The organism is Aeromicrobium sp. CTD01-1L150 (genome assembly GCF_041951745.1).
GTDB lineage: Bacteria > Actinomycetota > Actinomycetes > Propionibacteriales > Nocardioidaceae > Aeromicrobium.
Genome location: NZ_CP169555.1, coordinates 3,568,855 through 3,594,555 on the forward strand (window position 1 = coordinate 3,568,855; position 25,701 = coordinate 3,594,555).

The following is a 25,701-nucleotide window of genomic DNA, read 5'->3' on the forward strand; positions in this document are numbered from 1 at the left end:
GTGGCTCGACGGTCGCCGTCACTCATCGACGGCGACTCCTCGTAGGTCGGTGTAGTCAGCCGTGGCGTGGAGGTTGCTCACTGCAGAATCAAAAGCAGTCACCTCGTACAACATGCAGATCGGGATGATGTGTGGTTGCGATTCGGCAAATCTCTGTGTGTACTCCACGTAGGCGCTGACGCGGTCCTCAGGGTCGATCGCGTTCGCGCCCTCCTCGATGAGGTCCTCCAGGTCGGGATACTTCAGGCCTCCGGGGTTATAGGGGGCCGTCTCCGTGAGGTTTCGATCGATGACCGCTCCCGGATCCGGTGATCCCGTGTATCCCGACATGGCGGTCGGCATCGACTTGTCAACGGCGAAGTAGTCGATGATCCCACCGGAAGGAACCGGGTTCACGTTGATTTCGATCCCGATTGACGACAGGTCGCTCTGCACTGCCTCCGCCAGTTGCACACTGGCCGAGTTGTTCGTCAGCACCGTGTCGAAGGAGCCACCCCCGGAGTAACCGGCCTCATCGAGCAGCTCTTTCGCACGCTCGGGATCGTGCGGTGCCTCATCAAGCCCTGAGCCGAAGTCGTCGTCGTATGCGAAGCTATTCTCCGGCCAGAGCTGGACCTGCGGGCGGCAATACCCGTCGAACAGGCCGGCACCAATATCCGCCCGGTTGATCGCCAGGCTGATGGCCTCTCGGACCAGGGGGTCGTCGAACGGTTCCTCCGCCGTGTTGACGGCGAAGAAGTAGAAAAGAGGCGTCGGCCCGGACAGCACGTCGAGGTCTTCCCTCTCGGCGGCAGAGATCTGGTTGGGGTTGATGCTCGCGGCGTCAAGCTGTCCTTGGGTGACGGCGTTGAAACGTGTCTGAGCCTCCGTCATGCCCGACAACCGCATCGTGGCGACGCGCTGCACGCTGGGGTCCCAGTAGTCCTCCGTCTTGGTCAGATTGACGCTCTGGCCTGGCACCACCTCAACGGCCTCGTACGGGCCGATCCCAACCGGGTCACTCTCTACGGTGCCGTCCTCGATCGCCGCAGGGGACACCATCATTCCTGGTCGCGCCGACAGCGCACTGACCAGTGGACCCAGACCAGCGTCGGCATGGATCGTGAGTTCGAGCGGTCCAGTCACCTCAACACCCGTCACCTGCGAGAGTTCCTGGCTGACCCTGCTGTCCTCACCCAGGTACCGGTCAAGGTTGAGCTTCACAGCGTCGGCATCGAAGGGAGCTCCGTCAGTAAAGGCGAGTCCTTCACGCAGCGTCACCACGAGCGAGCGGCCCTCTTCATCCGGCTCCCACTCGGTGGCGAGCATGGGGGCAAACTCACCTTCGGGCGTGCGATAGACCAAACGGTCGTAGATGGGTGCGAGGTAGGTCTGGTCAAGGCCGGACGAGCTCGTCAAGGGATCGAAACTCGACGGGGGGTAGGAGTGCGCATAACTGAACTCGGCATCTGGGTCAAAGCCATCTCGAAGCTCGACGCTTCCTGGGTAGCCGTCGTCGGAGGGATCATTGCTCTCGTCGGATGGCGCACCGGTGCACGCCGCGAGGAGCACGGCTCCAAGAGCAACGGTGATGGCCTTGCGAAACTTTGTGCGCATTGGAATTCCGTTCAGTCTGATCGCGGGAGGTCAGTCGGATGGCACTGCCATGTCACGGCGGTAAGTGAACCGGATCACATGTTTGTTGTCAACGACATACCTTTTTGCCTTCCCTGATCCCCCTCCGATGATTGTTAGAATCCGGGCCACCAACAACCACTCGGCGCCGCGACACCTGCGCGCGGACACTCACCGACTCACACGCGGCCCCGGAGAGATCAGATGACGAACCAGGAGAACCCCCTCACCTCAGACTCTCCGGAAGGACTCGAGGCCAGGAACCCTCCCGCCCCCACAGTCACCGTCACGACGAAGCAGGCGCGCTCCGCACTTTCCACGCGCCGGCTGCTCGACGCGGCCGCAGAACTGATTGCCGAAGTCGGCCTGAACAACACCACGCTCGCGATGATCGGAGAGCGAGCCGGGTACAGCCATGGCCTCGTCACGCGACGGTTCGGGTCGAAGGAGGGCCTGCTGATGGCTCTAGTCGACCGCATGTCGATCGGCTGGTTTGAGACCTACGTCAGCCCTGAGATCGACAAAGCAACTGGGATCGAAGCACTCCGGATCCGCATCAGTGCCATCCGGCGGGGCTGGGAGATCTCACCCCGGCGCATGCGGGCTCTCTATGCCCTGATGTTCGAAGGAGCGGTCCAGCCGATCCCAGCGCTTCGCGAGCAGATGCGACACCTCCATGCCGTCGCGCTAGGCAGCACAGCAGACGCTGTGCGGCGTGGCATCGAGGACGGAACGATCCTCCCGAAGGCGGATCCGGACGCCACCGCTCGCTTCATCACCAGCGCCTTGCGCGGCGTGGGATATCAGGCGCTCCTCGTCCCTGACCAGGTGGACGTGTTCGATGCGATGGACGACATCGTGGCCTACATCGAGACTCTCGCTGCCGACTGAGCGCAGTTGCGCTCACTCGGACTTGGACAGATTCGGCCACAGAATGTAGGTTGCCATCAACCTACATTCGGAGTTGAACTCATGGTCGACCTTGATCTTTCTGACTTCATCCTCGCCGAACGCGGACATCCCTACGAGTTCTTCGTCGTCGGCCAAGTCCTGCGGCACCACTGGGGCCGCACGATCACTGCCGCTGACTCGATTCAGTTCTCGACTAGCACGTGCGCATGGAATCCCCTCTACCTGAACCGAGAGTTCGCTCGCGCGGACGGTCACCCCGATCTTCTTGTCAACCCGGCCTTGCTGCTGTGTACAGCAGTCGGACTGTCCGTGGAGGACCTCAGCGAGAGTGGTGGGCCGTTTCTGAGCGTCGACGACGTCACCTTCCAACGCTCGGTGTACCCAGACGTCACGATTACCGCGACGTCGATGGTGGAGGACGCACGGTTGAGCTCCAGCCGTCCCGACAACGGCATCGTGACCTGGCAGACGACCGTCACCGATGAGAGTGGCGCGACCATCCTGAGCTTTCGGCGAACCAATCTCGTACGCCGGTCCAGTTCCACAGAAGCCAACGCCACCGCGCGGCACGACCGAAAGGGACGAGTCTGATGCCAATACAGCCACACACCTCCACATCGGCACTACTCGGCGTCACGGGGTGGTTCGAAGACTTCAGTGTCGGCCAGAAGATCAGGCATGCCAGAGCATCCACCGTCGATGAGATCGAAGGGTCGTTCATTGCCAAGCAGGTCATGAACACTGCGCAGAGCCACTGGAACGAGCATCTGCCCAATCCGCTGACCGACGGACGAGTCGTGTTCGGTCTCGCGACCGGTTCGCTCGTCCTGGGACTCTCGGCACAGGACTGCACAGAACACGCTGTTCGCGAGCTCTCCTACGACAACTTCCAGTTCTCCTCACCAGTCGCCCACATGGACACCATCTCGGCCTACACCGAAGTGCTCGACGCCCAACCCTCGCCCCAGCACGACCACGCTGGAGTGGTCACCTTTCGCCACTATGGCGTGAACCAGCACGGGACCGTCGTATTCCGGGGCGACCGTACTGCCCTCATCAAGCGCAAGAGTCATTGGAGTGAATCAGCATGAGCCCGCGACCCCACCGTCTACGCCGCAGTGAGTTGTCCACGCCCGGCAGCAGTCCCAAGATGATCGCCAGAGCGGCCACGAGCGCCGCCGACCTTGTATTTCTCGATCTCGAGGATGCTGTCGCACCTTCGGAGAAGGTCGAGACACGGGCGAACATCGTGGCCGGGCTGAACCAGGAGAACTGGGGCACGAAGACGCGCGCGTGTCGGATCAACAGCGTGTCGACCCAGTGGTGCCACGGTGACGTCGTCGAGGTTGTCGAGGGCGCCGGACACGCGCTGGACGTCATCATCGTCCCGAAGATCAAGGCACCTCGCGACGTCTGGTTCGTCGATGACCTTCTCACACAGCTGGAGCAGAAGAACGGGCTGGAGGTCGGTCGGATCGGGATCGAGGTGCTCATCGAGGAGACCGAAGCACTCGCTCGAGTGGAGGAGATCGCGGGATGCAGCCAACGACTCGAAGCGCTCATCCTCGGCGTCGGCGACTTGTCGGCCAGCCAGGGCGTGCGGACAGGTCACATCGGCGGGAGCGACGACTCGTCAGGAGTCGTGCCGTATCCCGGAGACCTATGGCACTACGCACGCAACCGCATGATTGTCGCGGCCCGCGCCCACGGGATCGACGCGATCGACGGACCGTACGGCGCGTTCAACGACCCTGACGGCTACCGCACGGAGGCCAGCTGGTCTGCCAGCCTCGGGTCCGTGGGCAAGTGGTGCATCCACCCAAGCCAGATCAGTATCGCGAACGAGGTGTATGCACCGACACCCGAGGAGGTCAAGCACGCGAAGGCCGTCGTCGAGGCGGTGCGGAGCGCTGAAGCGAGTGGCGACGGTGCCGCCAACCTCGATGGAATGATGATCGACGCCGCGACCGCCAGGATCTTCGAAGCCACGGTGGACCGGGCAGCCCGATGCGGGGTCCTCTGATGCCAGCCAGTTCAGAGGGCCCACTCGCCGGGGTCCGGATTCTCGATCTCACGGCGATGCTCGCTGGCCCCTACAGCACGATGATCCTGAGCGATCTGGGTGCCGACGTGGTCAAGATCGAACCACCGTCAGGCGATGTGACCCGTGGCAGCGGCCCCCGACGTCCAGGCGACGGCCCCCGGGCGCTGAACGGGTACTTCCAGTCGATCAATCGCGGAAAGTCGAGCTTGGTCATGGACCTGCGCGAACCCGCCACCCGTGAGACCTTCCTCGATCTCGTACGGCGCGCCGACGTACTGATGGAGAACTACTCCACAGGCGTCATGGACCGGCTGGACCTGAGCTACGAGACCCTGCACGAGGAGAACCCTCGGCTCGTCTACGGAGCATTGCGAGGTTTCGGCGATCCGCGTCTGGGTCGATCTCCCTACGCTGACTGGCCAGCGTTCGATGTGGTCGCCCAGGCCATGGGCGGCCACATGTCGATCACCGGCACGAACGACGGGCATCCGATCAAGTCCGGTCCCGGCATCGGCGATATCTTCCCCGGCACCCTCCTGGCCGTGGGCGTGCTCGCAGCGCTGCGGCACGTGGAACGGACAGGGCAGGGCCAGTTCGTCGACGTCGCCATGATGGATTCCATGATCGCGTTGTGTGAGCGAGCGGTCTACCAATACAGCTATCTCGATCAGGTGGCCGGACCGATCGGCAACTCGCACCCCCTGCTCTACCCCTTTGACGTCTTCGAGTCCAACGACGGCTGGATCGCCCTGGCCGGCAACAAGGACTCGCACTGGGCGATCATCGCCGAGGCGATGGAGCGGCCGGACCTCGTCACCGACGACCGCTACAGCACAAACAACGCTCGAGTCCAGAACCGCGCGACCCTCGCACCCATCGTCGAAGAATGGGTCCGGGCACATACCAACGCACAGCTGGTGGAGATGTTCGGCGGCCGGGTACCGATCGGCCCCGTGAAGAACACAGCCGACCTGTTCGACGATCCTCACGTCCACGCCCGGCAGATGCTCGTCGAGGTGGAGCAGCCAGACTCCTCGACACCCGTCACAATCGCCGGCGTACCTCTGAAGTTCAGCACCACGCCCGCCCATGTCCGCGGCAGAGGTCCCCATCTGGGAGAACAGACTCCCGACGAGATCGCGCAGCGATGGTCCGACGGTCGGTCCGGCGCCTGAGCGCACCCACAGACTCCGAGGAACACCATGCATACTCTCACCGACTACCTCGCCCGTTCAGTCATCGCCTACCAGCAAGCAACCATCCCCGACGATGTCCGACTCATCGCACGATCGAGCATTCTCGACTGGCTGGGCGTGGCGATCGCCGGAGCAGACTCGGAGTCCGTCAAAGCACTTCACGAGACACTCCCCACAGGGGCGCCCTCAGGAGGCACGGTCATCGGCGGGCTCTCCTTGGCCCATCCCGTCGTAGCTGCCCGCCTCAACGGAACGGCCGGCCACGCCCTCGACTTCGACGACGTCATCTCGCCATTCGGGCACCCGACGGCCCCCGTTCTGCCTGCAGCCCTCTCCCTCGCGGAGTCCCACATACTGACCGGCGCCGACCTGCTCCGCGCCTTCGTTGCCGGCGTCGAGACCGAGTGCCGTGTGGGCGAGGCCGCCGGTCCCAAGCACTATGAGCGCGGTTTCCACTCGACGGCAACGAACGGCATCTTCGGTGCGACAGCGGCCGCCGCGGCTCTCATCGGCCTGGATGAGCGGCAGACCGCCCACGCGCTCGGACTAGCCTCGACAAGCGCATCCGGCCTCAAGTCAGCGTTCGGCACCTGGGGAAAACCTCTGCAGGTCGGCCACGCGGCCAGTGAGGGACTTCTTGCTGCGCTGCTGGCCGGAGAAGGGGGCGACAGCCCCGCCGGATCGCTCGAATGCCCGCAGGGATACCTCGAGACCCACACGCCCGAACCCGGGCCCAAAGCCGGCATCCTGCCGCCTGGTGACCCATGGGCGATTCGTGGAATGCTGTTCAAGTACCACGCATCGTGCTACGGCACCCATTCCAGCATCGAGACACTCCTGCGCCTCCGCACGGAGGCAGACGGAGTCGATGTCGACCGGTTCGAGCTCGGGATCTGCCCTCGTCACGTCGGCATGTGTGACCAGGTGAACGTGCGCACTCCCCTGGCCGCCAAATTCAGTCTTGGATTCACCGCGGCGCTGGCGTGGTCGAAGGGCCGGGTGGGCATCGAGGAGTTTGGCGAGCAGATGATCGCCGACGAGGACCTCCAACAACTGGCGTCTAAGGTCAAGCTTTTCCCTTCCCCGGAGCGCGACTTCAGCAGTACGGAAGTGACGGTGCGACTCGCCGACGGTCGCTCGCTGGCCGGTGCCGTAGATACCTCCATCCCGGCCTCCGGCGACGGTTTGGAAGAGCAGTGGGAGCGCCTTGTCGACAAGTTTGAGGCACTCAGCACGCAGCACATCGGAACCGCGAACGTCTCTCACGTGATCGAGCTGGTCGGCAACCTCGAGCAACTCACGGACATTCGCGACCTGACGGCCGCCGTCGCAGCACGATGACCCCCGCCACACCGAAAACCAAGAGAATCGAGGACCTACCGTGCTTCTCCAGGACAACTTCGCAGCCAGCGGCCTGACCGACGAACAGCGTGACCTGCAATCCGTGGCTCGTGACTTCACGATGCGCGAGGTTCTTCCTGTCGCCAACGAGCTTGACCCGGTGGAGGGCGAGATCCCGATGTCCCTTCGCGACAAGATGGCGGAGATCGGGTTCTTTGGCATCACCGTCCCCGAGGAATACGGCGGACTCGGTCTCGGCGCGATGGAGTACTGCATCGTCGCTGAGGAACTGGCACGGGGGTGGATGAGCGTTGCCAGCATCATGGCTCGCGGAAACCGGATGTTCGGCTCGTTCCCCGAGGACAAAGCGCGCGAGCTCTACCCGAAGGTCGTCGCCGGTGAGCTCCTGGGCGCGACCGCGATCTCCGAGGCAGAGGCCGGTTCCGACGTCGCGAACATCGCCTGCCGGGCAGATTCCGTCCCGGATGGCTGGCGCATCACAGGCACCAAGATGTGGTGCACATTCGCCGACGGAGCCGATTATCTCACCGTCTTCGCACGAACGGCCCCTCCGACCGATCCACAGCGGCGTCACGAGGGGGTGTCAATGTTCTTCATCCCCAAGCAACGCGGAACGCTCCCCGACCGCGTGACCGGCACCAAGGTACGCAAGATCGGCTACCGAGGATGGTCGACCTGGGAGTTGGCGTTCGATGGTCTCGAGCTTCCGCACGATGCGCTAATCGGTGAAGAGGGGCGAGCGTTCCGATACATCATGCAAGGACTCGACCTGGCCCGAGCACACACTGCCGCGCGTTCCATCGGCCTGGCACGTGGCGCACTCGAGGACTCCTCTGACTATGCGAAGACCCGCATCGTCTTCGGCCAATCGATCGAGAGCTTCCAGGCGATTCGCTTCAAACTCGCCACGATGGCAAGCGAGATCGAGGCATCTCGCCAGCTCATGTACGCCGTGTGTCGTCACATCGACACCGGACAGCGTGGGAGCACACAAGCATCGATGGTCAAGTACCTTGCCTCAGAGATGGCTGAGCGTGTCACGAGCGAGGGTATACAGATCCACGCCGGCGCCGGCTACACGACAGACTTCGCGGTCGAGCGCTACTGGCGGGACGCGCGCTTGACCAAGATCTTCGAGGGCACCAGCGAGATCCAGCAACGAATCATCTCAGACGCACTGCTCGGGCGCTGACTGTTCAACGGCTTGGCCTCAGAGCGCGCCCACGGCCCGAAATCCGCCACGTTCAGCCGTGCCGGTCGCAGTGATGGTCCGCGCCGACGCACGTCGTGCAGCGGACCATCTGCCGCACGCACGCAAGGTCGGCACAGTCCACGACGTCCTTGGTGGCAGCTCCGCACGCATCACACCGGCCCACCACCTCGGTGCGGTCGGAGAAGTCCACCGTGACCCGCTCGTCGAACACGTACATCGAGCCCTCCCACAGGCCGTCGTCGCCGTAGGCCTCCCCGTACCGGGCAATGCCTCCGTCGAGCTGGTAGACCCGGTCGAACCCCCGGTTGCGCATGAGAGGCGTCAACACCTCGCACCGGATGCCGCCCGTGCAGTACGTGACGACCGTCCGACCCAACAGATGGTCCCAGGCGCCGGAGTCGAGCAGGTCCACGAACTCCCGCGTCGTCTCGACGTCCGCTCGTACGGCTCCCTTGAAGCGGCCGACCTCGGACTCGATCGCGTTGCGGCCGTCGACGAGCACCACGTCCTCGGCCTCCAGCAGCTCGTGCAGCTGCTGCGGCGTCAACCGCTCGCCACCACCCACAACGCCGTCGGCGTCGACCTGCAGCTCATCGCCCGCACCGAACGTCACCACCTCATCACGCACCTTGACACTCAGCCGGGGGAACAGTGCCGTGGTCACGCCGTCCTCCAGGGCCCGGCCGGCGCTCCACTTGATGTCGGCGCCCCGGAACGGCGCGTACTCACGCAGGTCACGCACGTAGGACTTCAGGGCCCGCAGGTCGCCACCGAGCGTCGCGTTGATCCCGTGCGGCGAGACGATCACGCGTCCCCGCAGACCGAGAGACGTCGCCACGCTGCGCTGCCAGACGCGAATCGCGTCAGGGTCGGGCAGCGGCGTGAAGACGTAGAACAGGATGACCTTGGGGGTGCCCACCGGCGACATCGTAGGAGTTGGCGCATCCAGACGGCACAATCGCCCCATGGCCGACATCGCACCCACCCAGATCGCCGACGACGTCTTCCTCTGCACCGGCACCGAGGTCAACTGGCTGCTCGTGCGCGACGGTCGGGACCTGACCCTCGTGGACGGCGGCTACCCTGCCGACGCCGAGGCGCTGGAGGCGTCCATCACGGCCCTCGGCCTGCGGCCGCAGGACGTGCGGGCCGCACTGCTCACACACGCCCACGTCGACCATCTCGGTGGCCTTCGCGCCCTGGCCGACCGGTACGGCACCCGCGTGCTGTGCCACGCGGACGAGGTGCCGCACGCCCGGCGCGAGTACCTCGAGCAGGCCGGTCCGGCCGACGTCGTCGCCAACATCTGGCGCCGCGGCATGGTGCCGTGGACGGTGCGGATCCTGCGGGCCGGCGCACTGTCGGACGTCTCGCTGGCCTCGGTGGAGAGCGCGCCTGCCGGGCAACCACTGGACCTGCCCGGCACGCCGGTCCTCGTCCCGACACCAGGTCACACGTCGGGCCATGCCGCATACCTGTTCCCGAGTGTCGGCGTCGTGGCGACGGGTGACGCCCTGGCGACCGGCCACCGACTGTGCCGGCACGTCGGCCCCCAGCTGCTGCCACCGATGTTCGCCCACGCGCGCCACGGCTCGCCCACCGACGCCCTCGCGGTGCTCGGCTCGCTCGACGCCGGCACCGTCGCTCCAGGGCACGGCCCGGTCCTTGACCTTCCCATCGCCTTCGCCGCCGCTCTCGCACATCGTTGACGGGCCCCCGTGGCAGGCTGGAGCCATGACCGACCTCCACGAGCTGGATGCCACGGACCAGGCCGCTCTATTGAGGTCCCGCGAGGTGTCATCGGTGGAGCTGACCGGACACCATCTCGAACGCGCGGAACGGCTCGGACCGGAGCTCGGCGCGTTCATCACACTCACCGCCGACCGGGCCCTCGCCGCCGCCGAGCAGGCCGACCGCCGCCTCGCCGAGGACGACCCCGCGCCCCTGCTCGGCGTGCCCACGGCGATCAAGGACCTCACGTCCACCGCCGGCGTCGGCACCACCATGGGCTCGGCCCTCATGCGCAGCAACGTGCCCACCGTCGATGCACATGTCGTCACCCTCATGCATCGCGCCGGGCTGGTCAGCCTGGGCAAGACCAACACACCGGAGTTCGGGCTCTCCTCCTACACCGACAACGACGTCGTCGGGCCCGCCCGCACGCCGTGGGACACCTCCCGTACCGCCGGCGGGTCCAGCGGTGGTGCGGCCGCCGCCGTGGCCGCCGGTCTCGTTCCACTGGCACAGGGCAGCGACGGCGGCGGGTCCATCCGCATCCCGGCCAGCTGCTGCGGCGTCGTGGGCCTCAAGCCGAGCCGGGGCCGGGTCAGCGCCGGTCCCGTCGGCAGCGAGTGGAGCGGCCTGGCCGTGGACGGGCCCCTCGCCCGGACGGTGCGCGACGCCGCGGCCCTGCTCGACGTGCTGGCCCATCCGATGCCAGGCGATCCCCGCCACCTGCCTGCCCCCAGCATCCCGTTCAGCACCTGGGCGGCGCGTGAGCCGGGACGACTGCGCATCGCACGCTGGTCCGACCCGTACCTGCCGGGAGTCAGCTCCTCCCCGGAGTCCGTCGAGGCCTGGCAGGAGGCCAGCCGCACGCTGCAGGCCCTGGGGCACGACGTCGTGGAGGTGCCCAACCCGTTCCCGCCGGAGCTCGAGCCGCAGTTCAACCGGGTGTGGTCCAGCGGGATCGCCGCCGCACCCATTCCCGAGGAGGCGCTGGAGCTGCTCCAGCCGAACACCCGCTACTGGCTGCTGCGTGGCCGGGAGGTCACCGGAGCCGAGCTCGCCGCAGCGATGCAGTTCCTGGAGTCCACGACCCGCGAGGTCCTGGTGGCGATGCACGAGTTCGACGCGTGGCTCACCCCGACGCTCGCCCTCGTGCCACCGGCCGTCGACTGGTTCCACGAGACAGGCGATCCGGCCGACGCCCACCGTCGCGAGCTGGAGTTCACCCCGTTCACCGCGGTGTACAACATGGCCGGTGTCCCCGCGGCCAGCCTGCCGCTGCACGTCACCGCCCCGACCGCCGACCGCTCGGCCCTGCCCGTGGGCGTCATGCTGGCCGGCCGTCCCGGCGAGGACGGCCCCCTCGTGAGCCTGTGCGCCCAGCTCGAGGCGGCCACGCCCCAGCCCGCCCGGCTCCCCTGATCCACCGAGGATCGGCCGGCCTCCTGATTCCCATGAGTTCCTGGGAATCAGGAGTCATCCCCCGGTTCTCTGGTGCTCACCCCGGTTTGCAAACAGCGGTGAGCAACAAAGAACCGGGGTGAGCATCGGCGTAAATGGCCGGTCGGTGAACCCCGCGTCATCCGGGGGACACCTCGACCTCACCCACCGGCCCACGGACCGGCCTAGGGTCGCCTCCCATGCGCGCGACGACGAAGGCCCTCATCCGTCACTACGTCGACCACCTTGACCTCTCCGGCCAGGTGCTGGAGATCGGCGGTCACCGGCTCGCGAGCTGCCTCATCGAGGAGTTCCCCGAACCCCGGTTCACGTACCACGACCTCAACATCACCGCCTCGGACATCCCCAACACGATCATCGCCGACATCACCGGGTGCGCCGACGAGATCGAGGACGACCGCTTCGACCTGATCTTCTCCTCCGACGTCTTCGAGCACATCGACCGACCGTGGCTCGCCGCCGAGGAGATCGCCCGGATCCTCAAGCCCGGCGGCATCGTCGTCACCCACACGCTGTTCTCCTGGCGCAACCACCCGTGCCCGATCGACTACTGGCGCTACTCCGCGGAGTGCCTGGAGTTCCTGTTCGCCGACCTGACGACGCTCGAGAAGGGCTACGACCTCAGCCAGCGGCGCAACAACCAGGCCGGGTTCTGGGAGTCGGGCCGCGACTCCGTGCCCGTCGACGCCCTGGGGGGCTGGCGAGAGCACTGGTCGGTCTGGCACGTCGGCCGCAAAGGTGACGGACCGCAGGTGCCGAGGTTCAAGGACTCCGAGCATCCCCAGGCGCAGTGGCTGCGGATGGACACCCAAGGCACCGTCACCAGTCCCAAGCTCCTCGGCGGTCCCCAGCACCTGCCGGCCGACGACACCACCGCCGAGCTGCGCGCCCTGCGCCGTGAGGTCGCCGACCTGCGCCGCGACCTGACGGTACTGGCACCCTGGCGAGCAGGGAGACGGGCTCTCGGCGCGACCCGTCGCGCGGTGGGGCGGGTCACCGGCTGAGCCTCCCCACGGCACGCCGGCGCGGCTCAGCGGGACACGAACAGGACGTCCTGCTGGAGCAGGACGTCCTGCAGGAAGCCGGGCGGCTGCTCCTCGGAGTGCGAGACCGTGACGACGACCACCGGCCCATCGGCCTGCGCGTCCTGCACGGTGAAGCGGTCGCTGAAGGGCTGGCCGCTGCGCACACTCAGGCCCTCCCGGTATGCCGTCTCCAGCACCCCCACCGCCTCGGCGGCAGCGTCGTCGGTGCCGAAGTGGTAGGCGGCATGCACCTCGGCGTCGCCCTGGGTCACCGACCAGCCGATGCCCACGGCGTCGAACGGCTCGGCAGGGATCATCGGATCGACTCGTTGCTGCACGTCGGCCAGCTGCTCGGGCGTGGCAGTGTCCCCCAGAGCCTGCCCGAGCGGGTCATCGGTGCCGGTCACCGGCGTCAGCGTCGCCGAGACGGCATCTCGCTCGTCGAGTGCCTCCGCGACGGCTGACAGTCCTGCGTCGTCGGCGAGGGACTCCCCGTCGTCGAGCCAGGCCTTCACCAGGGGAACGGAGGTGCTCACCGCGATGCGGCCCTCCTGGCCCGCCACCCGCACCGGTACTCCCAGCCGACTCGCGGCGGTGCTGTCGCCCAGGGCCTGGGTGAGGTCGTCCGCGTCGCTGTCGGACCAGATCGCGTCGCCCACCTCGACGAGGTCGTCGGCCAGGGTGTCCTCGCTGACGTCACCGACCACGGTGGCGAACGTCCGGGGCGCAGCGGAGGCCTCCACGAAGCGGTCGGCGTCGAGGATCGAGAATCCCAGCAGGTCGGCGAACTCATCGGGCGAGGCTGCCTGGAGGTTGAAGGTGGCCGGCATCGGCACGAAGACCGGCGACATCCCGCCGTCGGGCGAGCCCGCCCCGGTCAGGCTCATGAGCCACGGCGTGACCGCCTCCCGGGACCCATCCGACGGGTACTCCAGACCGGCCAGCTCGGTGGCCCGGCGCAGGTCCGCCGCATGGATCAAGGGAGCGTCGTCCTCCCCGAGTGCCGGCACCTCGGCCAGCGCACCGTGAACCGTGAACTCCTCGACCAGGTCGGTCTCGGCCGGCTGCTCGGAGCCCCCGCAGGCCACGAGCACACCGGCTGCGAGCGTCCCGGCGATCACGAGCGTGCTGGAGCGACCATCCACCGGTCGGCGTCGGATCCTCATGCCCTGGACCGTTCAGTCTCGCGCGGTGAAGACGACGGGGTCACCATCGGTGATGGCGATCGTGTGCTCGGAGTGCGCGCCACGCGAGCCGTCGGCACTGCGGATCGTCCATCCGTCGGGGTCCATGACGATCTCGTCAGTGGTCTGCAGGAACCACGGCTCGATCGCGATGACCAGCCCGGGCTTCAGCTTGAGACCGCGCCCGGGTCGGCCGTCATTGGGGATGTGTGGGTCGCCGTGCATCGTGCGGCCGACACCATGGCCACCGAACTGGGTGTTGATCGTCAGGCCGTGGCCGCGTGCGACGTCCCCGATGGCGGCGCCGATGTCGCCGATGCTGCGGCCGGGCCGGGCGACGGCGATCGCGGCATCGAGGGCCTGACGGGAGATGTCGATGAGCCGCAGGTCCTCCTCCCGCGGCGTCCCGACGACGATGGAGACCGCCGAGTCGCTCACCCAGCCGTCCACGGAGACGGCGAAGTCGAAGCTCACGAGGTCGCCGTCGCGCAGCGCGTAGTCGTGCGGGAGACCGTGCAGGACGGCGTCGTTGACCGACGTGCACAGCACCTTGCCGAACGGCCCGCGCCCGAACGAGGGAGCGTAGTCGATGTAGCAGGACTCGGCGCCGCGCTCGGTGATCATGCGGTGCGCCAGGGCGTCGAGCTCGAGCAGGTTGACGCCGACGTCGGCGGCCTCGGTCAGCGTGGTCAGCACCTCGGCGACGAACCGGCCAGCAGGCCGCATCTCGTCGATCTGGGCAGGGGTCCTGAGCTCGATCGCCATGGACTCAGCCTAGGGTGTGCCGCCGTGCGTCCCACCGGCCCCCTGGTTCCCGTGAGCTCCTGGGAATCAGGAATCAGGAGGCCCATCTCGTCGGGCGGGCGGAGGTGAGACTATCCGTCCTGGGCGGCGTCCTTGCGGATGCGTGCGTCCAGGCGCAGGCTGACCGCCGCCGCGACGACGCCCACCAGTCCCAGTAGGGCGAGCGGCAGTGAACCGAACAGCACACCATCGACCGAGCCGAAGACCGAGGCGGTCAGGGCCGCACCGCCGACCAGTCCGCTCGCCATCGCGACGGTCAGCAGGTTGCTGCGCGGCTCGAGGGTGCTCCACGACTGGTACGGCAGGGCAGCGGCCACGATGGCCGTGGCCACGACGACGATCTTGGCTGCGGTGAGCACTCCCCCGTTCCACGTCGGCTCGAGCACGCGGTCGATGACGAGCAGGGCAAGGATGACGGCCTCGGCGACCGAGACCAGGATGGAGCGCAGAACCATGTCCGGAGCGTAGCGAGGAGGGTACGCGCGAGGAACGAGCGGGGACCCTCCGAGCGGAGCGGAGGAGGTCGAGTGCCCCGCGAGGGACGAGCGGGGCGTACCGAGACCCAGGGACCTCAGTGCGCCACGAGGGACGAGATGGCCGAGCGGAAGAGTCCGAGACCGTCGGTACCGGGACCGCACAGGTCTTCGACGGCGTGCTCGGGGTGCGGCATGAGACCCACGACGTTGCCGCGCTCGTTGGTGACGCCGGCGATGTCGCGCATCGAGCCGTTGGGGTTGGCGCCGACGTAGCTGAAGACCACCCGGCCCTCGCCCTCGAGCCGCTCGATCGTCTGCGGGTCGGCGACGAACCCGCCCTCACCGTTCTTGAGCGGGATGGTGATCTGCTGGCCCACCTCGAAGTCCGACGTCCAGGCGGTGGAGGCGTTCTCGACCTGCAGCACCTGGTCGCGGCACACGAAGGTCCGATGGTCGTTGCGGATGAGGGCGCCTGGCAGCAGGTGTGACTCGCACAGGATCTGGAAGCCGTTGCAGATGCCGAGCACGGGCATTCCCCGCTCGGCGGCGGCGACGACCTCGGTCATCACGGGTGCGAAGCGGGCGATGGCACCGCAGCGCAGGTAGTCGCCGTAGGAGAACCCGCCCGGCAGCACGATGGCCTCGACGCTGTCCCGGCCTCTGGGCAGGTCGTGGTCGCCGTGCCACAACGCGACCGGCTCGGCACCGGCCAGGCGCACCGCCCGGCGGGCATCGCCGTCGTCCAGGGAGCCGGGGAAGGTAACGACCCCGACCTTCATGACGCACCCTCGACGCTGCCCGACTCCACTCGCCCGGACTCCACTCGCCCGGACTCCACTCGCACTGCGTAGTCCTCGATGACCGGGTTGGACAGGAGCGTCTCGGCGATCTTCTCCACCTCGCCGAGGGTCGCGGCATCGGCTGTCTCGACCTCCAGCTCGAAGCGCTTGCCCTGACGGACGTCGCTCACCCCGCTGAAGCCGAGCCGTGGCAGGGCGCCATGGACCGCTTTGCCCTGCGGATCGAGGATCTCGGGCTTGGGCATGACGTCGACGATCACACGAGGCATGTCTTGATCCTATCCCCAGCGATCCGGCCGCGACGTGGCGCGGGCTCAGATCTCGCGTTTGAGGATCTTGCCGGTGGCGGTCATGGGGAGCTCGTCGCGGAACTCGATGATGCGGGGGTACTTGTAGGCGGCGAACTGTTCCTTGGCCCACTCGGCCAGGTCCTGCTCGGTGACGTCGTCGTGGTCGGTGTTCTTGACGATGACGGCCTTGATCTCCTCACCGTGGGACTCGTGCTCCACACCGATCACCGCCACCAGCGAGACCGCCGGATGCGTCATGAGGACTTCCTCGAGCTCACGCGGATACACGTTGTAGCCGCCACGGATGATCATGTCCTTGGAGCGGTCCACGATGTAGTAGAAACCATCGGCATCCTTGCGGGCGAGATCACCGGAACGGAACCAGCCGTCACGGATCGACTCCGCCGTCGCCTCGGGCCGGTCGTGGTAGCCCTTCATGATGTTGTGACCCTTGATGGCGATCTCACCGACGGCCGTCTTGCCGTCGTCCTGCAGGTCGCCCGGGACCTCACCCCAGTCAGAGTCGATGAGCTTCATCTGCACCCCCGGGATCGGCGTCCCGATCGAACCGACCCGCACCGGCTCACCCCACGGCGCGAACGAGGCCACCGGAGACGTCTCCGACAACCCATAACCCTCCAGGATCGTCACCCCGAACTTGTCCTGGAAGTCCTTGTGGACCTCACCAGGCAACGCCGAGCCGCCCGCAGCAGCCACCCGCAGGTTCTCCGCCACCGAGGAGACGTCGACACCTTCGGCCAACGCACCCAGCAGCCCCCAGTACATCGTGGGCACGCCGGCGAAGAACGTCACCTTCTCGCGGAGCATCAGCCCCAGCGCCGCCTGCGCCTCGAACCTGGGCAGCATCACGATCGTGCCGCCGAAAGCGAGACCGGAGTTCTGGATCACCGTCTGACCGAAGGAATGGAACAACGGCAACACGCACAGATACGTGTCCGGCCGGTCCGCATCGGCACCGAACAACGCCTCACCCACCAACGCGTTGTCACGCATGTTGCGGTGCCGCAGCTCCGCACCCTTGGGCTGACCAGTGGTCCCCGACGTGTAGAGGATGACAGCAGTGTCCTCATCATCACGCTCAACCGTCTCGAACGTCGCCGGCTGCTGCGCCACCAGCGGCCCGTAGTACTCCGGCGGCTCCATCGGCTCCGGAGCCGCCGAGTCCAGCTTGACCAGGAAGAACTCGGTGCAGGACTCCACCTGACCAAAGCCCTCCCACGCCGCCTCACCCATCGGCAGATCCGGCGTCCCCTCGAACGCGAAGTACGCCTTCGCACCCGAATCATCCAGGTGATAAGCCACCTCACGCGGCTTCAGCAGCACGTTGAGCGGCACCACCGTCGCACCGGCCTTCAAGATCCCGTAGTAGATGATCGTGAAGTACGGGACGTTGGGACACGACAACGCCACCTTGTCACCCGGCTCGATCCCACGCGAGACCAACAGGTTCGCCACCTGGTTGGCCGCACCATCAACCTGCGCATAACTCAGCCGCGTATCACCAAAGACGATCGCAGTACGCTCAGGAAACCTCTCAACAGACTTCTCCAACAAGGCAGCAAGATTGGCCACGGGTGATCATCCTCCAAGGCTGTGACGGGACTGTCAGCGTAGGACAGCGGTCGATGGTGACGTACCGCCGGTACCCGAGTCACCGCCGGCGCTGGCTTGAGCGCTCCGCGCGCGCTACCGACGGACGGCCGCCAAGGCCCGTTCCACCACGTCGGCGGGCGGAGCCGACGCGTCCACCCGGAGGTGGGGTACGGCCGGAGCCGGCCCCGACGACGGGGCTCTGCCCACGTCACGCCCCTCGCCCCGATCGACGAGGCGCCGCGCACGCTCAGCCTCCGGCACGTCGAGCCACACCACCGTCGGAGCCACCCCCAGGACCTCGACCAGGTGCTCCCACGCGGCACCGCCGGCCAGCTCCGCCGTGAACGGTGCGACGAGGACGACGCGGTGATGCAGAGCCCGTTGGGCGACTGCGACGTCCAGCAGCGCCCGGTACCGCGCGGGGCGGATGACGTCGGCGAGTGACGCGTCGTTCCAGTGAAGCCCGTCCGGCTCCACCGCGGCGAGCCGAGCCTGGAGCGCGTCGAGCACCGGGTTGGTCAGGGTGTCGAGGTCGAGCACGACGGCACCCAGCGCACGGGCCACCTCCACCCCGACCGTCGACTTGCCCGCGCCGGCCGGACCGGCGATGAGCAGGATGCCGGACGTCACGACCCGTAGGTCTCGTGCCATGTGGCGGGGAGCGCGTCCACCGCCTCGGTCAGCGTCGCCGGCCGGGTCCAGCCGCGACCGTGCTCGCGCAGCGTGGAGTGCAGGGCCTGCAGTCGCTGCACCGCGGTGCGGGCGCCGGCGGCACGCTGCTCGGCGGGCACCCTGCCCACGGCGTCGCCCCAGATCGCCCGACCCGCCATGAACCCGCAGGCACCTGCGGAGGCGGCGATGCCCACCTGTGTGCGGAACTGCTCGAACGTCGCCGACGCCGACAGCAGCACCCACGGCACGTCGAGCCCGGCGTCGAGACGGGCGCAGCGCTCGGCCGCGGCCTGTTCCTCCGCGACCGACCCGACCCGACCGGGGAACTCGACCTTCATGACGTCGGCACCGCAGGCGGCGAACAGGTGCGCCGAGCTCACCACGGCCTCGTCGCGCAGGGCACGCGTCGCCGGATCGTCCAGGCTCTCACCCTCCAGCGGGTACCAGAGCGGCTCGACGACGAGCGGCACCTCCGCCTCGTCGCACTGCGTCACGAGGTCGGCCACGAGCGCCAGCTGCGACGCCGAGACGTCCTGCAGCTCCTCGCGGAAGAACACGACGAGCTTGGCCGCATCGGCACCCAGGCGCGCCAGCACCGGGACCGTCCAGTGCTCGCGCACCACCGTCTGCGTGCCGAACCCGCTGGGCGAGTAGGCCAGCTCCTCCAGGCCGCTGATGATCCCCACCGAGCCCGGGACAGCCTGGGTGAGCACCGCCTGACCCATCGACCAGACCGGGTCGAGCAGCACGGCCGAACAAGCCGCCGACATCGCCCGCACCAGCTCGAGCTTGGACTCCACCACCTCCTCGAAGCCGACCGTCGAGATGTCCTCGTCGAAGAGCGCGAGGTAGTTCTCGGGATGGTCGATCGCGGCGACCCGCATGAACCCGTCGGTGTCGCTGATGCGTTGCAGTCGCCGCAGCTTGCCGAGGCGCCGCGACGAGGCGGCGAGCGCGGTGGAGGCGGGAACAGAGGGTGAGGAGGGCGTGGCTGTCATGCGGGACATCCCTTCCGGAGAAAGTCTCGACGAGGTCTGGACAACGTTGTCTCGGGGGTCCACCATAGGACGAATCCATCGTCGATGTGACCCCCATCACCCACTTCATCTCATCTGGAGGACAACGCCCGATGCTGGTCGTCACCCCGAACCCCTGCTTCGATCGCACCCTGTGGGTCGATCACTTCGAGGCGGGTGCCGTCGCGCGGCCGTACCGGGTGGCGGTGACCGCCGGCGGCAAGGGCGTCAACGTGCTGCGCACCGCGCTCGACCTGGGACACGCCGCGCGGCTGGTCCTGCTGCTCCCCCGCGAGGAGGGCGCTGAGCTGGCCGGCCTCCTCGCGGACGAGGGCATCGAGGTCCTCGACGTCCCCGCCGAGGGGCGCGTACGCAGCGCCACCATCGTGCTGGAGGACTCGGGCCGGGCCAGCGTCCTCAACGAGCCGGGCGCATGCGTCGGCGAGGCAGATCTCGACAGGCTGCTGGAGCGCCTCACCACGGCCGTCAGCCCCGGCGAGGTCGTGCTCTGCTCCGGGAGTCTTCCGCCCGGACTGCCCGACGACGCCTACGGCCGGGTGGTCGACGTCGCCCGGTCGGCCGAGGCGGTCGTCGTGGTGGACGGCGCCAGGACGGCGCTCGCACGAGCTGTCGAGCACGGCCCGGACGTCGTGTGCCCCAATCTGCACGAGGCCGAGGGACTGCTCAGCGGCGCCGTCCTCGAGCCGGCTGACGACGCACCACCGGCCCAGGTACGCGACCGTGCGCTGGCCGCGGCCGCGCGGCTGCACGGCGAAGGCGTCGCTCATGCGATCGTCACCGCCGGGGGCGCCGGCGCCGCCCTCGTGGACGGCGAGGGAGAGCGCTGGTTCGACGCGCACCGGGTCGACGTGGTGAATCCGATCGGCGCCGGGGACTCCTTCGCCTCCGCGCTCGGCGCAGCACACGAGTCGGGGCATGGGTGGCCCGAGGCCGTCCGCCGGGCAGTGGCCACCGCGGGCGCTGCCGTGCAGACGCCGACGGCCGGGCGCGTCGACGCCGGGCACGTCGAGGCGCTGCTCGCCGGTGTCGAGGAGGTGGCCTCGTGAAGGCGCCGACGCTGCACGACGTGGCCGCCGAGGCCGGCGTCAGCATCAAGACCGTCTCGCGCGTCGTCAACGGTGCCACCACCGTCGACCCGGAGCTCCGCACCCGCGTCGAGGAGGTGGTGGAGCGACTGCAGTACGTCCCCAACACCTTGGCCCGGTCCCTCAAGGCGGGCACCGGCGACACCATCGGCGTCGTCATCGACACGATCGCCGACCCGTTCTTCGCCTCGCTCACCAGCGCCGTCGAGGACGTCGCGCTGGAGGCCGGACTGGGCACCGTCTTCGGCAGCACCGGGTTCGACTCCGCCCGCGAGCGCTCCCAGGTCTCACGCATGGCCATGCAGCGGGTGCGCGCCCTCATCCTCGCTCCCACCGCGGGCGGGCACGAGTACCTCCAGCAGGTACGGCCAGCGCTTCCCGTCGTCCTCGTGGACCGTGCCGTCGCCGACGGCAGCTACGACGTCGTCCGCGTCGACGACGAGGGCCTGGCCCACCAGGCGGTGGCGCACCTGACCGCTCGCGGCCACCGCAGGATCGCCTTCGTCGGCAGCGACAAGCGCTTCATCACCACCCGGCACCGTCTCGACGGCTACCACCGGGCGTTGGCGGAGGTCGACACCAGTGCGGACCCCGAGCTCGTCCGGCCGGGACCCACTCGCGACGTGGACGCCACCGAGGAGACCCTCGACCTCCTGGCCCTCAAGGAGCCGCCCACCGCCATCTTCGCAGCCAACCCCCGCGCGGCGATCGGCGTGGCGCACGCGCTGCACACCACGAGCCGGCCGGACGTCGCGTTCATCAGCTTCGGGGACTTCCCGCTCGCCCGGACGCTGGAGCCGGCCGTGACCTTCGTCGACCAGGACCCCAGTGCCATCGGTGCCGCCGCCATGGAACGGGTGCTCGCGCACCTTGACGGGACGGCCGGCCAGACGCAGGACATCATCGTGCCGACCCGGCTGGTCGAGCGTGGCTCCGGCGAGATCGAGGTGCGGCGATGAGACCCGTCCGCCTCGCCCCCAACCTGATCGACCACTTCTATGCCGGCGGTTCCCGCATCGCCGCGCTCCGCGGCATCGAGACGACGTCGGCCCGCCAGCCGGAGGAGTGGATCGCCGCCACCGTCGCGCGCGCCGGTCAGTGGCCGGTCGGGCTGGCTGGCACCGCGGACGGCCACGTGCTCCGTGACCTCGTCGTCGCCGACCCCGAGGCCTGGACCGGCAGCCATGGCGACGGCGACACCGGGCTCCTGCTCAAGCTGCTGGACGCCGGGCAACGACTCCCGGTGCACGTCCACCCGGACCGACGCTTCGCACAGAGCCACCTCGACTGTCCCTACGGCAAGACCGAGGCCTGGCTCGTGCTGGAGGCAGAACCCGGTGCCGCCGTGCACCTCGGGTGGACCGCGGACGTCGACCCCAAGGAGCTCGAGCGGCGCCGCGACGACCAGGACGGCGCGTGGATGCTCCGCCACATGCACCGTGTCCCGGTCGCCCGCGGCGACGGGATCCTCGTACCCGCCGGCACCGTGCACGCCATCGGTGCAGGGATCCTGGTGGCCGAGGTCCAGGAGCCGACCGACTTCTCGATCCTGCTGGAGTGGTCCGTCACGACCTCCGGACGCGAGGACGCCCACCTCGGGCTCGGGTTCGAGACCGCCATGCCCGCCGTTTGCACCGCGGCGCTGGAGGACACCGCCGTCGAGGCCCTCATCCGCCGGACCGACCTGACAGCCCGCTCCGGCGACCCCCTCCCGACACTGCCCGCTGCGGCCAACCCGTTCTTCCGGCTCCACCTGCTCGCGCCGAGCGGCACGAGCAGGCCGCTCGAGGCGGGGTTCGCGGCCGTCCTCGTGCTGAGCGGGAGCGGGCGGCTGCGAGGAGCAGGGGCCAGCCTGGACGTCGCCGCCGGAGACACCGTCGCCGTGCCCGCCGCCTTCGGGGACTGGGCCGTGGAGGGTGACTGCGCCGCGCTCGTCGCCCGCCCGGGCACCACCTGGCCCCCGGAAGGAAGGACGTCATGACCACCGTCCTCGACCTCGGGCTCGACGTCGGCTCCACCTACGTCAAGGGGCAGCTGAGCGACGACGCCGGTCGCACCCTCCCTGCGGTACGCCGCCCCACCCCGTGGATCGCCGTGGGAGGTTCCGGTCACGGGGGACGCACGGAGATGTCCGCCCACGCGCTCGTCGGGACCGTCCACGAGATCCTGCACGACGTCGCCGACCAGGTGCGCACCGTGGCGGCCGATGCCCGGGTGCGGGCCATCGGCGTCACCGGCATGGCGGAGTCCGGCGCGCTGCTGCGGCGCCAGACCGACCGACCCGCGTCCGGGGACGGTCGGACCGCCGCCGCGGACAACGTTGTCCGTCCCGTGGTGGCCTGGTTCGACACCCGGGGAGCCGACGCCCTCGCCACGCTCTGCGCCGATGGTTCGGGCGCCTCCGCCCCAGACGCCCTCGACCCAGGCGCATTCGGCCCAGACGCTTTCGACACTGCGTTTCGCCGGCACACCGGCCTGCCCTTCGATCCCCTGGCGTCCTTCGCCAAGCTCCTGACCTTCCGCCGCGAGGGGCTGGACCTGAACGGACTGGAGTGGCTCAACGTGCCCGAGCTCGTCGCCCACGTCCTCGGCGGGCTCCGACGCCGGGAGCCGTCGCTCGCCGGGCGCACCGGTCTCATCGACCACGAGACGCAGTCCGCCTGGCCGGCGACGCTCGATGCACTCGGTGTCGGGCCGGACCTGCTGCCCCCTGCGCTGCCCGCCGGCTCGGTGTGGGGACACGCCGACGCCTCCGTCCCCGAACCCCTGCGTGGTGCGGTGCTGACCGTCGCCGGGCACGACCACCTGGTGGCCTCCCTGGCGGCCGGCGTGCACCGACCTGATGAGCTCTACGCCTCGATGGGCACCGCCGAGGCACTGGTCCGCGTCCTGGAGCACCCCCTGGATCCTGAGGCCCGCGACCGCCTCGCCGCCCGGGGTGTCGACGTCGTGCCGCACGTGCTGCCCGAGCGTGCCGTCATGCTCGCCGGAACCCGTACCGGCCTGCTGCTGCGCCGCGTCCTGCAGCTCGTCGGCGTCCACGATGCCGACGGCCGGGCAGCACTCGACGACGCCGTCATGGCGTTGTCGGCCGTGCCCGACGGACTGAGCGTGCATGGCGCGGCCAACGACGATGGCGCGCTGTCGGTGCGGGCCGACACCGATGGCCTGTCCCCCGCGGCGCTGTTCACCGCCACGCTCGAGCACAGCTCGGCAGCGCTGCGCGACGTCCTCGCCGTCATGGACTCCGAGGTTCCTCCGGCCCGACGCACCGTCGTCGCCGGAGGCTGGGCCCAGATGCGCTCGGTCCGTCGCGCCCGCGCCCGTGACCTTCCCGGCGTCACCTGGGCCCATGGCCACGAGGAGGGCGCCGCGCTCGGGGCCGCCCAGCTGGCCGCCTTCGCCGCCGACACCACCACCCGCGACCCGGCTCCGTTCCTGGCGAGCCGTCTGCCGACCACCCCACCACCCATTGGAGGAACCGCATGAGCAGCCCCACCAGTCCTGAGACTGCCACCACGACGCTGGACGACATCGCGACCACCGACGGCACCTTCGCCGTCGTCGCCATGGACCAGCGCAACACGCTCAAGCGCATGTACGCGGCCATCGGCGTCGACGACCCCTCGCCCGATGAGCTCGTGGGCATCAAGGGCGACGTGCTCGCCGCCCTCGCGCCCTCGGCGAGCGCCTTCCTGCTCGACCCGACCTATGGCATCCCCGCCCTGGCTCAGCAGGGCCGCCACGACTACGGCGTCCTCGTCGCCGCCGAACCGGAGAAACGACCCAGGTACGGCGACGAGCCACGTGCGGCCCGCGACCCGCAGCAGGACGCCCGCTGGGTGCGCGACCAGGGCGGCAGCGCCGTCAAGTACCTGGTGCAGCTGCGCGCCGACCGGCCGATCACGCCCGGCGAGCCCGACCTCGCGGCCGAGGTGGTCGACGTCGTCCGCCAGGTCGTCGACGACTGCCGGGACGCAGGAGTCCCCTCGGTCGTGGAGAACCTCATCTACCAGCTGCCCGGCGAGGAGCTGACCCCCGAACGTCGGGCCGACGCCATCATCGAGGCCGCCGTCCGGCTCGACGACCTCGGACCTGACCTGCTGAAGCTGGAGTACCCGGGATCACCCGAGGCCTGCCGCCGGCTCTCCGAGGAGATCAGCAGCCCGTGGGCCGTGCTGTCCGCCGGTGTCGACGCCTCGGTCTTCACCGACGTCCTCAAGATCTCCTGCGACGAGGGCGGTGCGTCCGGGTTCATCGCCGGACGTGCGGTCTGGAAGGACGCCGTGGGCATGTCGCCACCCGCACGTCGAGAACACCTCGCCGATGCGGGACTGCGTCGCCTCGAGGAGTGCGTCGCCGCGATCGACGGCCGCGCCCGGCCGTGGCGGGACGTCGCGGGGATCCCGTCATGAGCGCGCCACTGCTCCAGGCGCAGGGGCTCGCCCGCAGCTTCGGCCAGGTGCGGGCCCTCGACGGTGCCGACTTCGACATCGCACCGGGCGAGGTGGTGGCCCTCATCGGCGACAACGGCGCCGGCAAGTCCACACTCGTCAAGGCGCTCTCGGGAAACCTCGCAGTGGACGAGGGCGAGATCTGGTTCGAGGGACGTCGGACCACCATCCCCACTCCCACGGCGGCCAGCGAGCTCGGCATCGAGACCGTCTACCAGGACCTCGCGCTCGCGCCGCACCTCGATCCGACCCAGAACATGTTCCTCGGCCGCGAGACCATGCGCAGCGGCCTGCTCGGCCGCCTGGGATTCTTCGACAACAGCGCCATGCGGGCCGAGGCCGCCGAGGCGTTCGGCCGGCTCGGTGCCACCGTGCGCAGCCTCACCGCCCCCGTCGGGTCGATGTCTGGCGGCCAGCGGCAGGCCATCGCGATCGCCCGCGCCGTGCACTGGGCCAACAAGGTGGTCTTCCTCGACGAGCCCACCGCCGCGCTCGGCGTCCGCCAGACGGCCAACGTGCTCGACATGATCCGCCGGGTCCGCGACCGCGGCGTCGGCGTCGTGTTCATCAGCCACTCGATGCCGCACGTCATCGAGGTCTCCGACCGGGTTCAGGTGCTGCGGATGGGCCACCGGGTGGCCACGTTCGAGACCGCCCAGACGTCGATGGAGGAGCTCGTCGGTGCCATGACCGGCGCACTCGGAAAGGACGCCGCATGAGAGAGCACTCT

Annotated in this window: 26 protein-coding genes; 16 read left to right on the plus strand and 10 right to left on the minus strand. The window is 68.6% G+C overall.

What is annotated here, in order from left to right; translation table 11 throughout:
- Positions 1-18: 18 nt before the first annotated feature.
- Positions 19-1,596, minus strand: coding sequence for an ABC transporter substrate-binding protein (locus tag ACEVFP_RS17650; protein WP_375000759.1), 1,578 nt, complete (start codon positions 1,594-1,596; stop codon positions 19-21).
- Positions 1,597-1,818: 222 nt separating this feature from the next.
- Between ACEVFP_RS17650 and ACEVFP_RS17655 the strand changes: the two genes are divergently transcribed.
- From ACEVFP_RS17655 to ACEVFP_RS17685, 7 genes are all read left to right on the plus strand, one after another.
- A complete protein-coding gene (locus ACEVFP_RS17655; RefSeq protein WP_375000760.1) occupies positions 1,819-2,505 on the plus strand; it encodes a TetR/AcrR family transcriptional regulator in 687 nt (228 codons plus the stop codon).
- Between the two features lie 81 nt (positions 2,506-2,586).
- Complete coding sequence (locus ACEVFP_RS17660; RefSeq protein WP_375000761.1) at positions 2,587-3,117, plus strand: MaoC family dehydratase; 531 nt, start codon at positions 2,587-2,589, stop codon at positions 3,115-3,117.
- Positions 3,117-3,617, plus strand: a complete 501-nt coding sequence (locus ACEVFP_RS17665; protein ID WP_375000762.1) for a MaoC family dehydratase — start codon at positions 3,117-3,119, stop codon at positions 3,615-3,617. Before ACEVFP_RS17660 ends, ACEVFP_RS17665 begins: the two co-directional genes overlap by 1 nt.
- Positions 3,614-4,549, plus strand: coding sequence for an HpcH/HpaI aldolase/citrate lyase family protein (locus ACEVFP_RS17670; protein WP_375000763.1), 936 nt, complete (start codon positions 3,614-3,616; stop codon positions 4,547-4,549). The genes ACEVFP_RS17665 and ACEVFP_RS17670 overlap by 4 nt, the downstream gene beginning before the upstream one ends.
- Positions 4,549-5,745 carry a CaiB/BaiF CoA transferase family protein gene (locus tag ACEVFP_RS17675; protein ID WP_375000764.1) on the plus strand — a complete coding sequence of 399 codons (1,197 nt, stop codon included), beginning with the start codon at positions 4,549-4,551 and terminating at the stop codon, positions 5,743-5,745. Before ACEVFP_RS17670 ends, ACEVFP_RS17675 begins: the two co-directional genes overlap by 1 nt.
- A gap of 27 nt (positions 5,746-5,772) precedes the next feature.
- On the plus strand, positions 5,773-7,107 hold the full coding sequence (locus tag ACEVFP_RS17680) for an MmgE/PrpD family protein (protein ID WP_375000765.1): 1,335 nt from the start codon (positions 5,773-5,775) through the stop codon (positions 7,105-7,107).
- Between the two features lie 40 nt (positions 7,108-7,147).
- Positions 7,148-8,320 carry an acyl-CoA dehydrogenase family protein gene (locus ACEVFP_RS17685; protein ID WP_375000766.1) on the plus strand — a complete coding sequence of 391 codons (1,173 nt, stop codon included), beginning with the start codon at positions 7,148-7,150 and terminating at the stop codon, positions 8,318-8,320.
- Positions 8,321-8,372: 52 nt separating this feature from the next.
- Here the strand turns inward: ACEVFP_RS17685 and ACEVFP_RS17690 are convergent, their stop codons facing one another.
- Positions 8,373-9,260, minus strand: coding sequence for a rhodanese-related sulfurtransferase (locus ACEVFP_RS17690; RefSeq protein WP_375000768.1), 888 nt, complete (start codon positions 9,258-9,260; stop codon positions 8,373-8,375).
- Between the two features lie 46 nt (positions 9,261-9,306).
- Between ACEVFP_RS17690 and ACEVFP_RS17695 the strand changes: the two genes are divergently transcribed.
- The 3 genes from ACEVFP_RS17695 (at position 9,307) to ACEVFP_RS17705 (ending at position 12,534) form a co-directional block, all read left to right on the plus strand.
- The gene (locus tag ACEVFP_RS17695; RefSeq protein WP_375000769.1) at positions 9,307-10,050 is read left to right on the plus strand and encodes an MBL fold metallo-hydrolase; all 744 of its coding nucleotides are present in this window, start codon (positions 9,307-9,309) and stop codon (positions 10,048-10,050) included.
- 25 nt (positions 10,051-10,075) lie between these two features.
- Entirely contained in the window at positions 10,076-11,491 is a 1,416-nt protein-coding gene (locus tag ACEVFP_RS17700) for an amidase (RefSeq protein WP_375000770.1), read from the plus strand.
- Positions 11,492-11,709: 218 nt separating this feature from the next.
- A complete protein-coding gene (locus ACEVFP_RS17705; protein WP_375000771.1) occupies positions 11,710-12,534 on the plus strand; it encodes a methyltransferase domain-containing protein in 825 nt (274 codons plus the stop codon).
- A gap of 26 nt (positions 12,535-12,560) precedes the next feature.
- Here the strand turns inward: ACEVFP_RS17705 and ACEVFP_RS17710 are convergent, their stop codons facing one another.
- The 8 genes from ACEVFP_RS17710 to ACEVFP_RS17745 all read right to left on the minus strand — a co-directional run bounded on the left by ACEVFP_RS17710 (position 12,561) and on the right by ACEVFP_RS17745 (position 19,393).
- Positions 12,561-13,721 carry a hypothetical protein gene (locus ACEVFP_RS17710; protein ID WP_375000772.1) on the minus strand — a complete coding sequence of 387 codons (1,161 nt, stop codon included), beginning with the start codon at positions 13,719-13,721 and terminating at the stop codon, positions 12,561-12,563.
- Positions 13,722-13,733: 12 nt separating this feature from the next.
- Positions 13,734-14,504, minus strand: a complete 771-nt coding sequence (map, locus tag ACEVFP_RS17715) for a type I methionyl aminopeptidase (protein WP_375000774.1) — start codon at positions 14,502-14,504, stop codon at positions 13,734-13,736.
- A gap of 110 nt (positions 14,505-14,614) precedes the next feature.
- Complete coding sequence (locus ACEVFP_RS17720; protein WP_375000776.1) at positions 14,615-14,998, minus strand: hypothetical protein; 384 nt, start codon at positions 14,996-14,998, stop codon at positions 14,615-14,617.
- Positions 14,999-15,114: 116 nt separating this feature from the next.
- Positions 15,115-15,798, minus strand: coding sequence for a phosphoribosylformylglycinamidine synthase subunit PurQ (gene purQ, locus ACEVFP_RS17725; protein WP_375000778.1), 684 nt, complete (start codon positions 15,796-15,798; stop codon positions 15,115-15,117).
- A complete protein-coding gene (gene purS, locus ACEVFP_RS17730) occupies positions 15,795-16,088 on the minus strand; it encodes a phosphoribosylformylglycinamidine synthase subunit PurS (protein WP_375000779.1) in 294 nt (97 codons plus the stop codon). The genes purQ and purS overlap by 4 nt, the downstream gene beginning before the upstream one ends.
- 45 nt (positions 16,089-16,133) lie before the next feature.
- Entirely contained in the window at positions 16,134-17,702 is a 1,569-nt protein-coding gene (locus ACEVFP_RS17735) for a long-chain fatty acid--CoA ligase (protein ID WP_375000781.1), read from the minus strand.
- 114 nt (positions 17,703-17,816) lie between these two features.
- Positions 17,817-18,353 (minus strand): AAA family ATPase, encoded by a 537-nt coding sequence (locus ACEVFP_RS17740; protein WP_375000783.1) that lies wholly within the window; start codon positions 18,351-18,353, stop codon positions 17,817-17,819.
- Entirely contained in the window at positions 18,350-19,393 is a 1,044-nt protein-coding gene (locus tag ACEVFP_RS17745) for a tagatose 1,6-diphosphate aldolase (protein WP_375000784.1), read from the minus strand. Before ACEVFP_RS17745 ends, ACEVFP_RS17740 begins: the two co-directional genes overlap by 4 nt.
- Before the next feature lie 131 nt (positions 19,394-19,524).
- Between ACEVFP_RS17745 and ACEVFP_RS17750 the strand changes: the two genes are divergently transcribed.
- Genes ACEVFP_RS17750 through ACEVFP_RS17775 form a run of 6 tightly spaced genes read left to right on the plus strand, consistent with a single transcriptional unit; the run spans position 19,525 to position 25,690 of the window.
- On the plus strand, positions 19,525-20,478 hold the full coding sequence (locus ACEVFP_RS17750; RefSeq protein ID WP_375000785.1) for a 1-phosphofructokinase family hexose kinase: 954 nt from the start codon (positions 19,525-19,527) through the stop codon (positions 20,476-20,478).
- Positions 20,475-21,476: a LacI family DNA-binding transcriptional regulator gene (locus ACEVFP_RS17755; RefSeq protein ID WP_375000786.1), complete on the plus strand. Its 1,002-nt coding sequence runs from the start codon at positions 20,475-20,477 to the stop codon at positions 21,474-21,476. The genes ACEVFP_RS17750 and ACEVFP_RS17755 overlap by 4 nt, the downstream gene beginning before the upstream one ends.
- Positions 21,473-22,498, plus strand: a complete 1,026-nt coding sequence (locus ACEVFP_RS17760; RefSeq protein ID WP_375000788.1) for a class I mannose-6-phosphate isomerase — start codon at positions 21,473-21,475, stop codon at positions 22,496-22,498. The genes ACEVFP_RS17755 and ACEVFP_RS17760 overlap by 4 nt, the downstream gene beginning before the upstream one ends.
- Positions 22,495-24,006, plus strand: coding sequence for a hypothetical protein (locus ACEVFP_RS17765; RefSeq protein ID WP_375000790.1), 1,512 nt, complete (start codon positions 22,495-22,497; stop codon positions 24,004-24,006). Before ACEVFP_RS17760 ends, ACEVFP_RS17765 begins: the two co-directional genes overlap by 4 nt.
- Positions 24,003-24,932 carry a hypothetical protein gene (locus tag ACEVFP_RS17770; protein WP_375000792.1) on the plus strand — a complete coding sequence of 310 codons (930 nt, stop codon included), beginning with the start codon at positions 24,003-24,005 and terminating at the stop codon, positions 24,930-24,932. The genes ACEVFP_RS17765 and ACEVFP_RS17770 overlap by 4 nt, the downstream gene beginning before the upstream one ends.
- Positions 24,929-25,690 (plus strand): ATP-binding cassette domain-containing protein, encoded by a 762-nt coding sequence (locus tag ACEVFP_RS17775; RefSeq protein ID WP_375000793.1) that lies wholly within the window; start codon positions 24,929-24,931, stop codon positions 25,688-25,690. The genes ACEVFP_RS17770 and ACEVFP_RS17775 overlap by 4 nt, the downstream gene beginning before the upstream one ends.
- Positions 25,691-25,701: the final 11 nt, after the last annotated feature.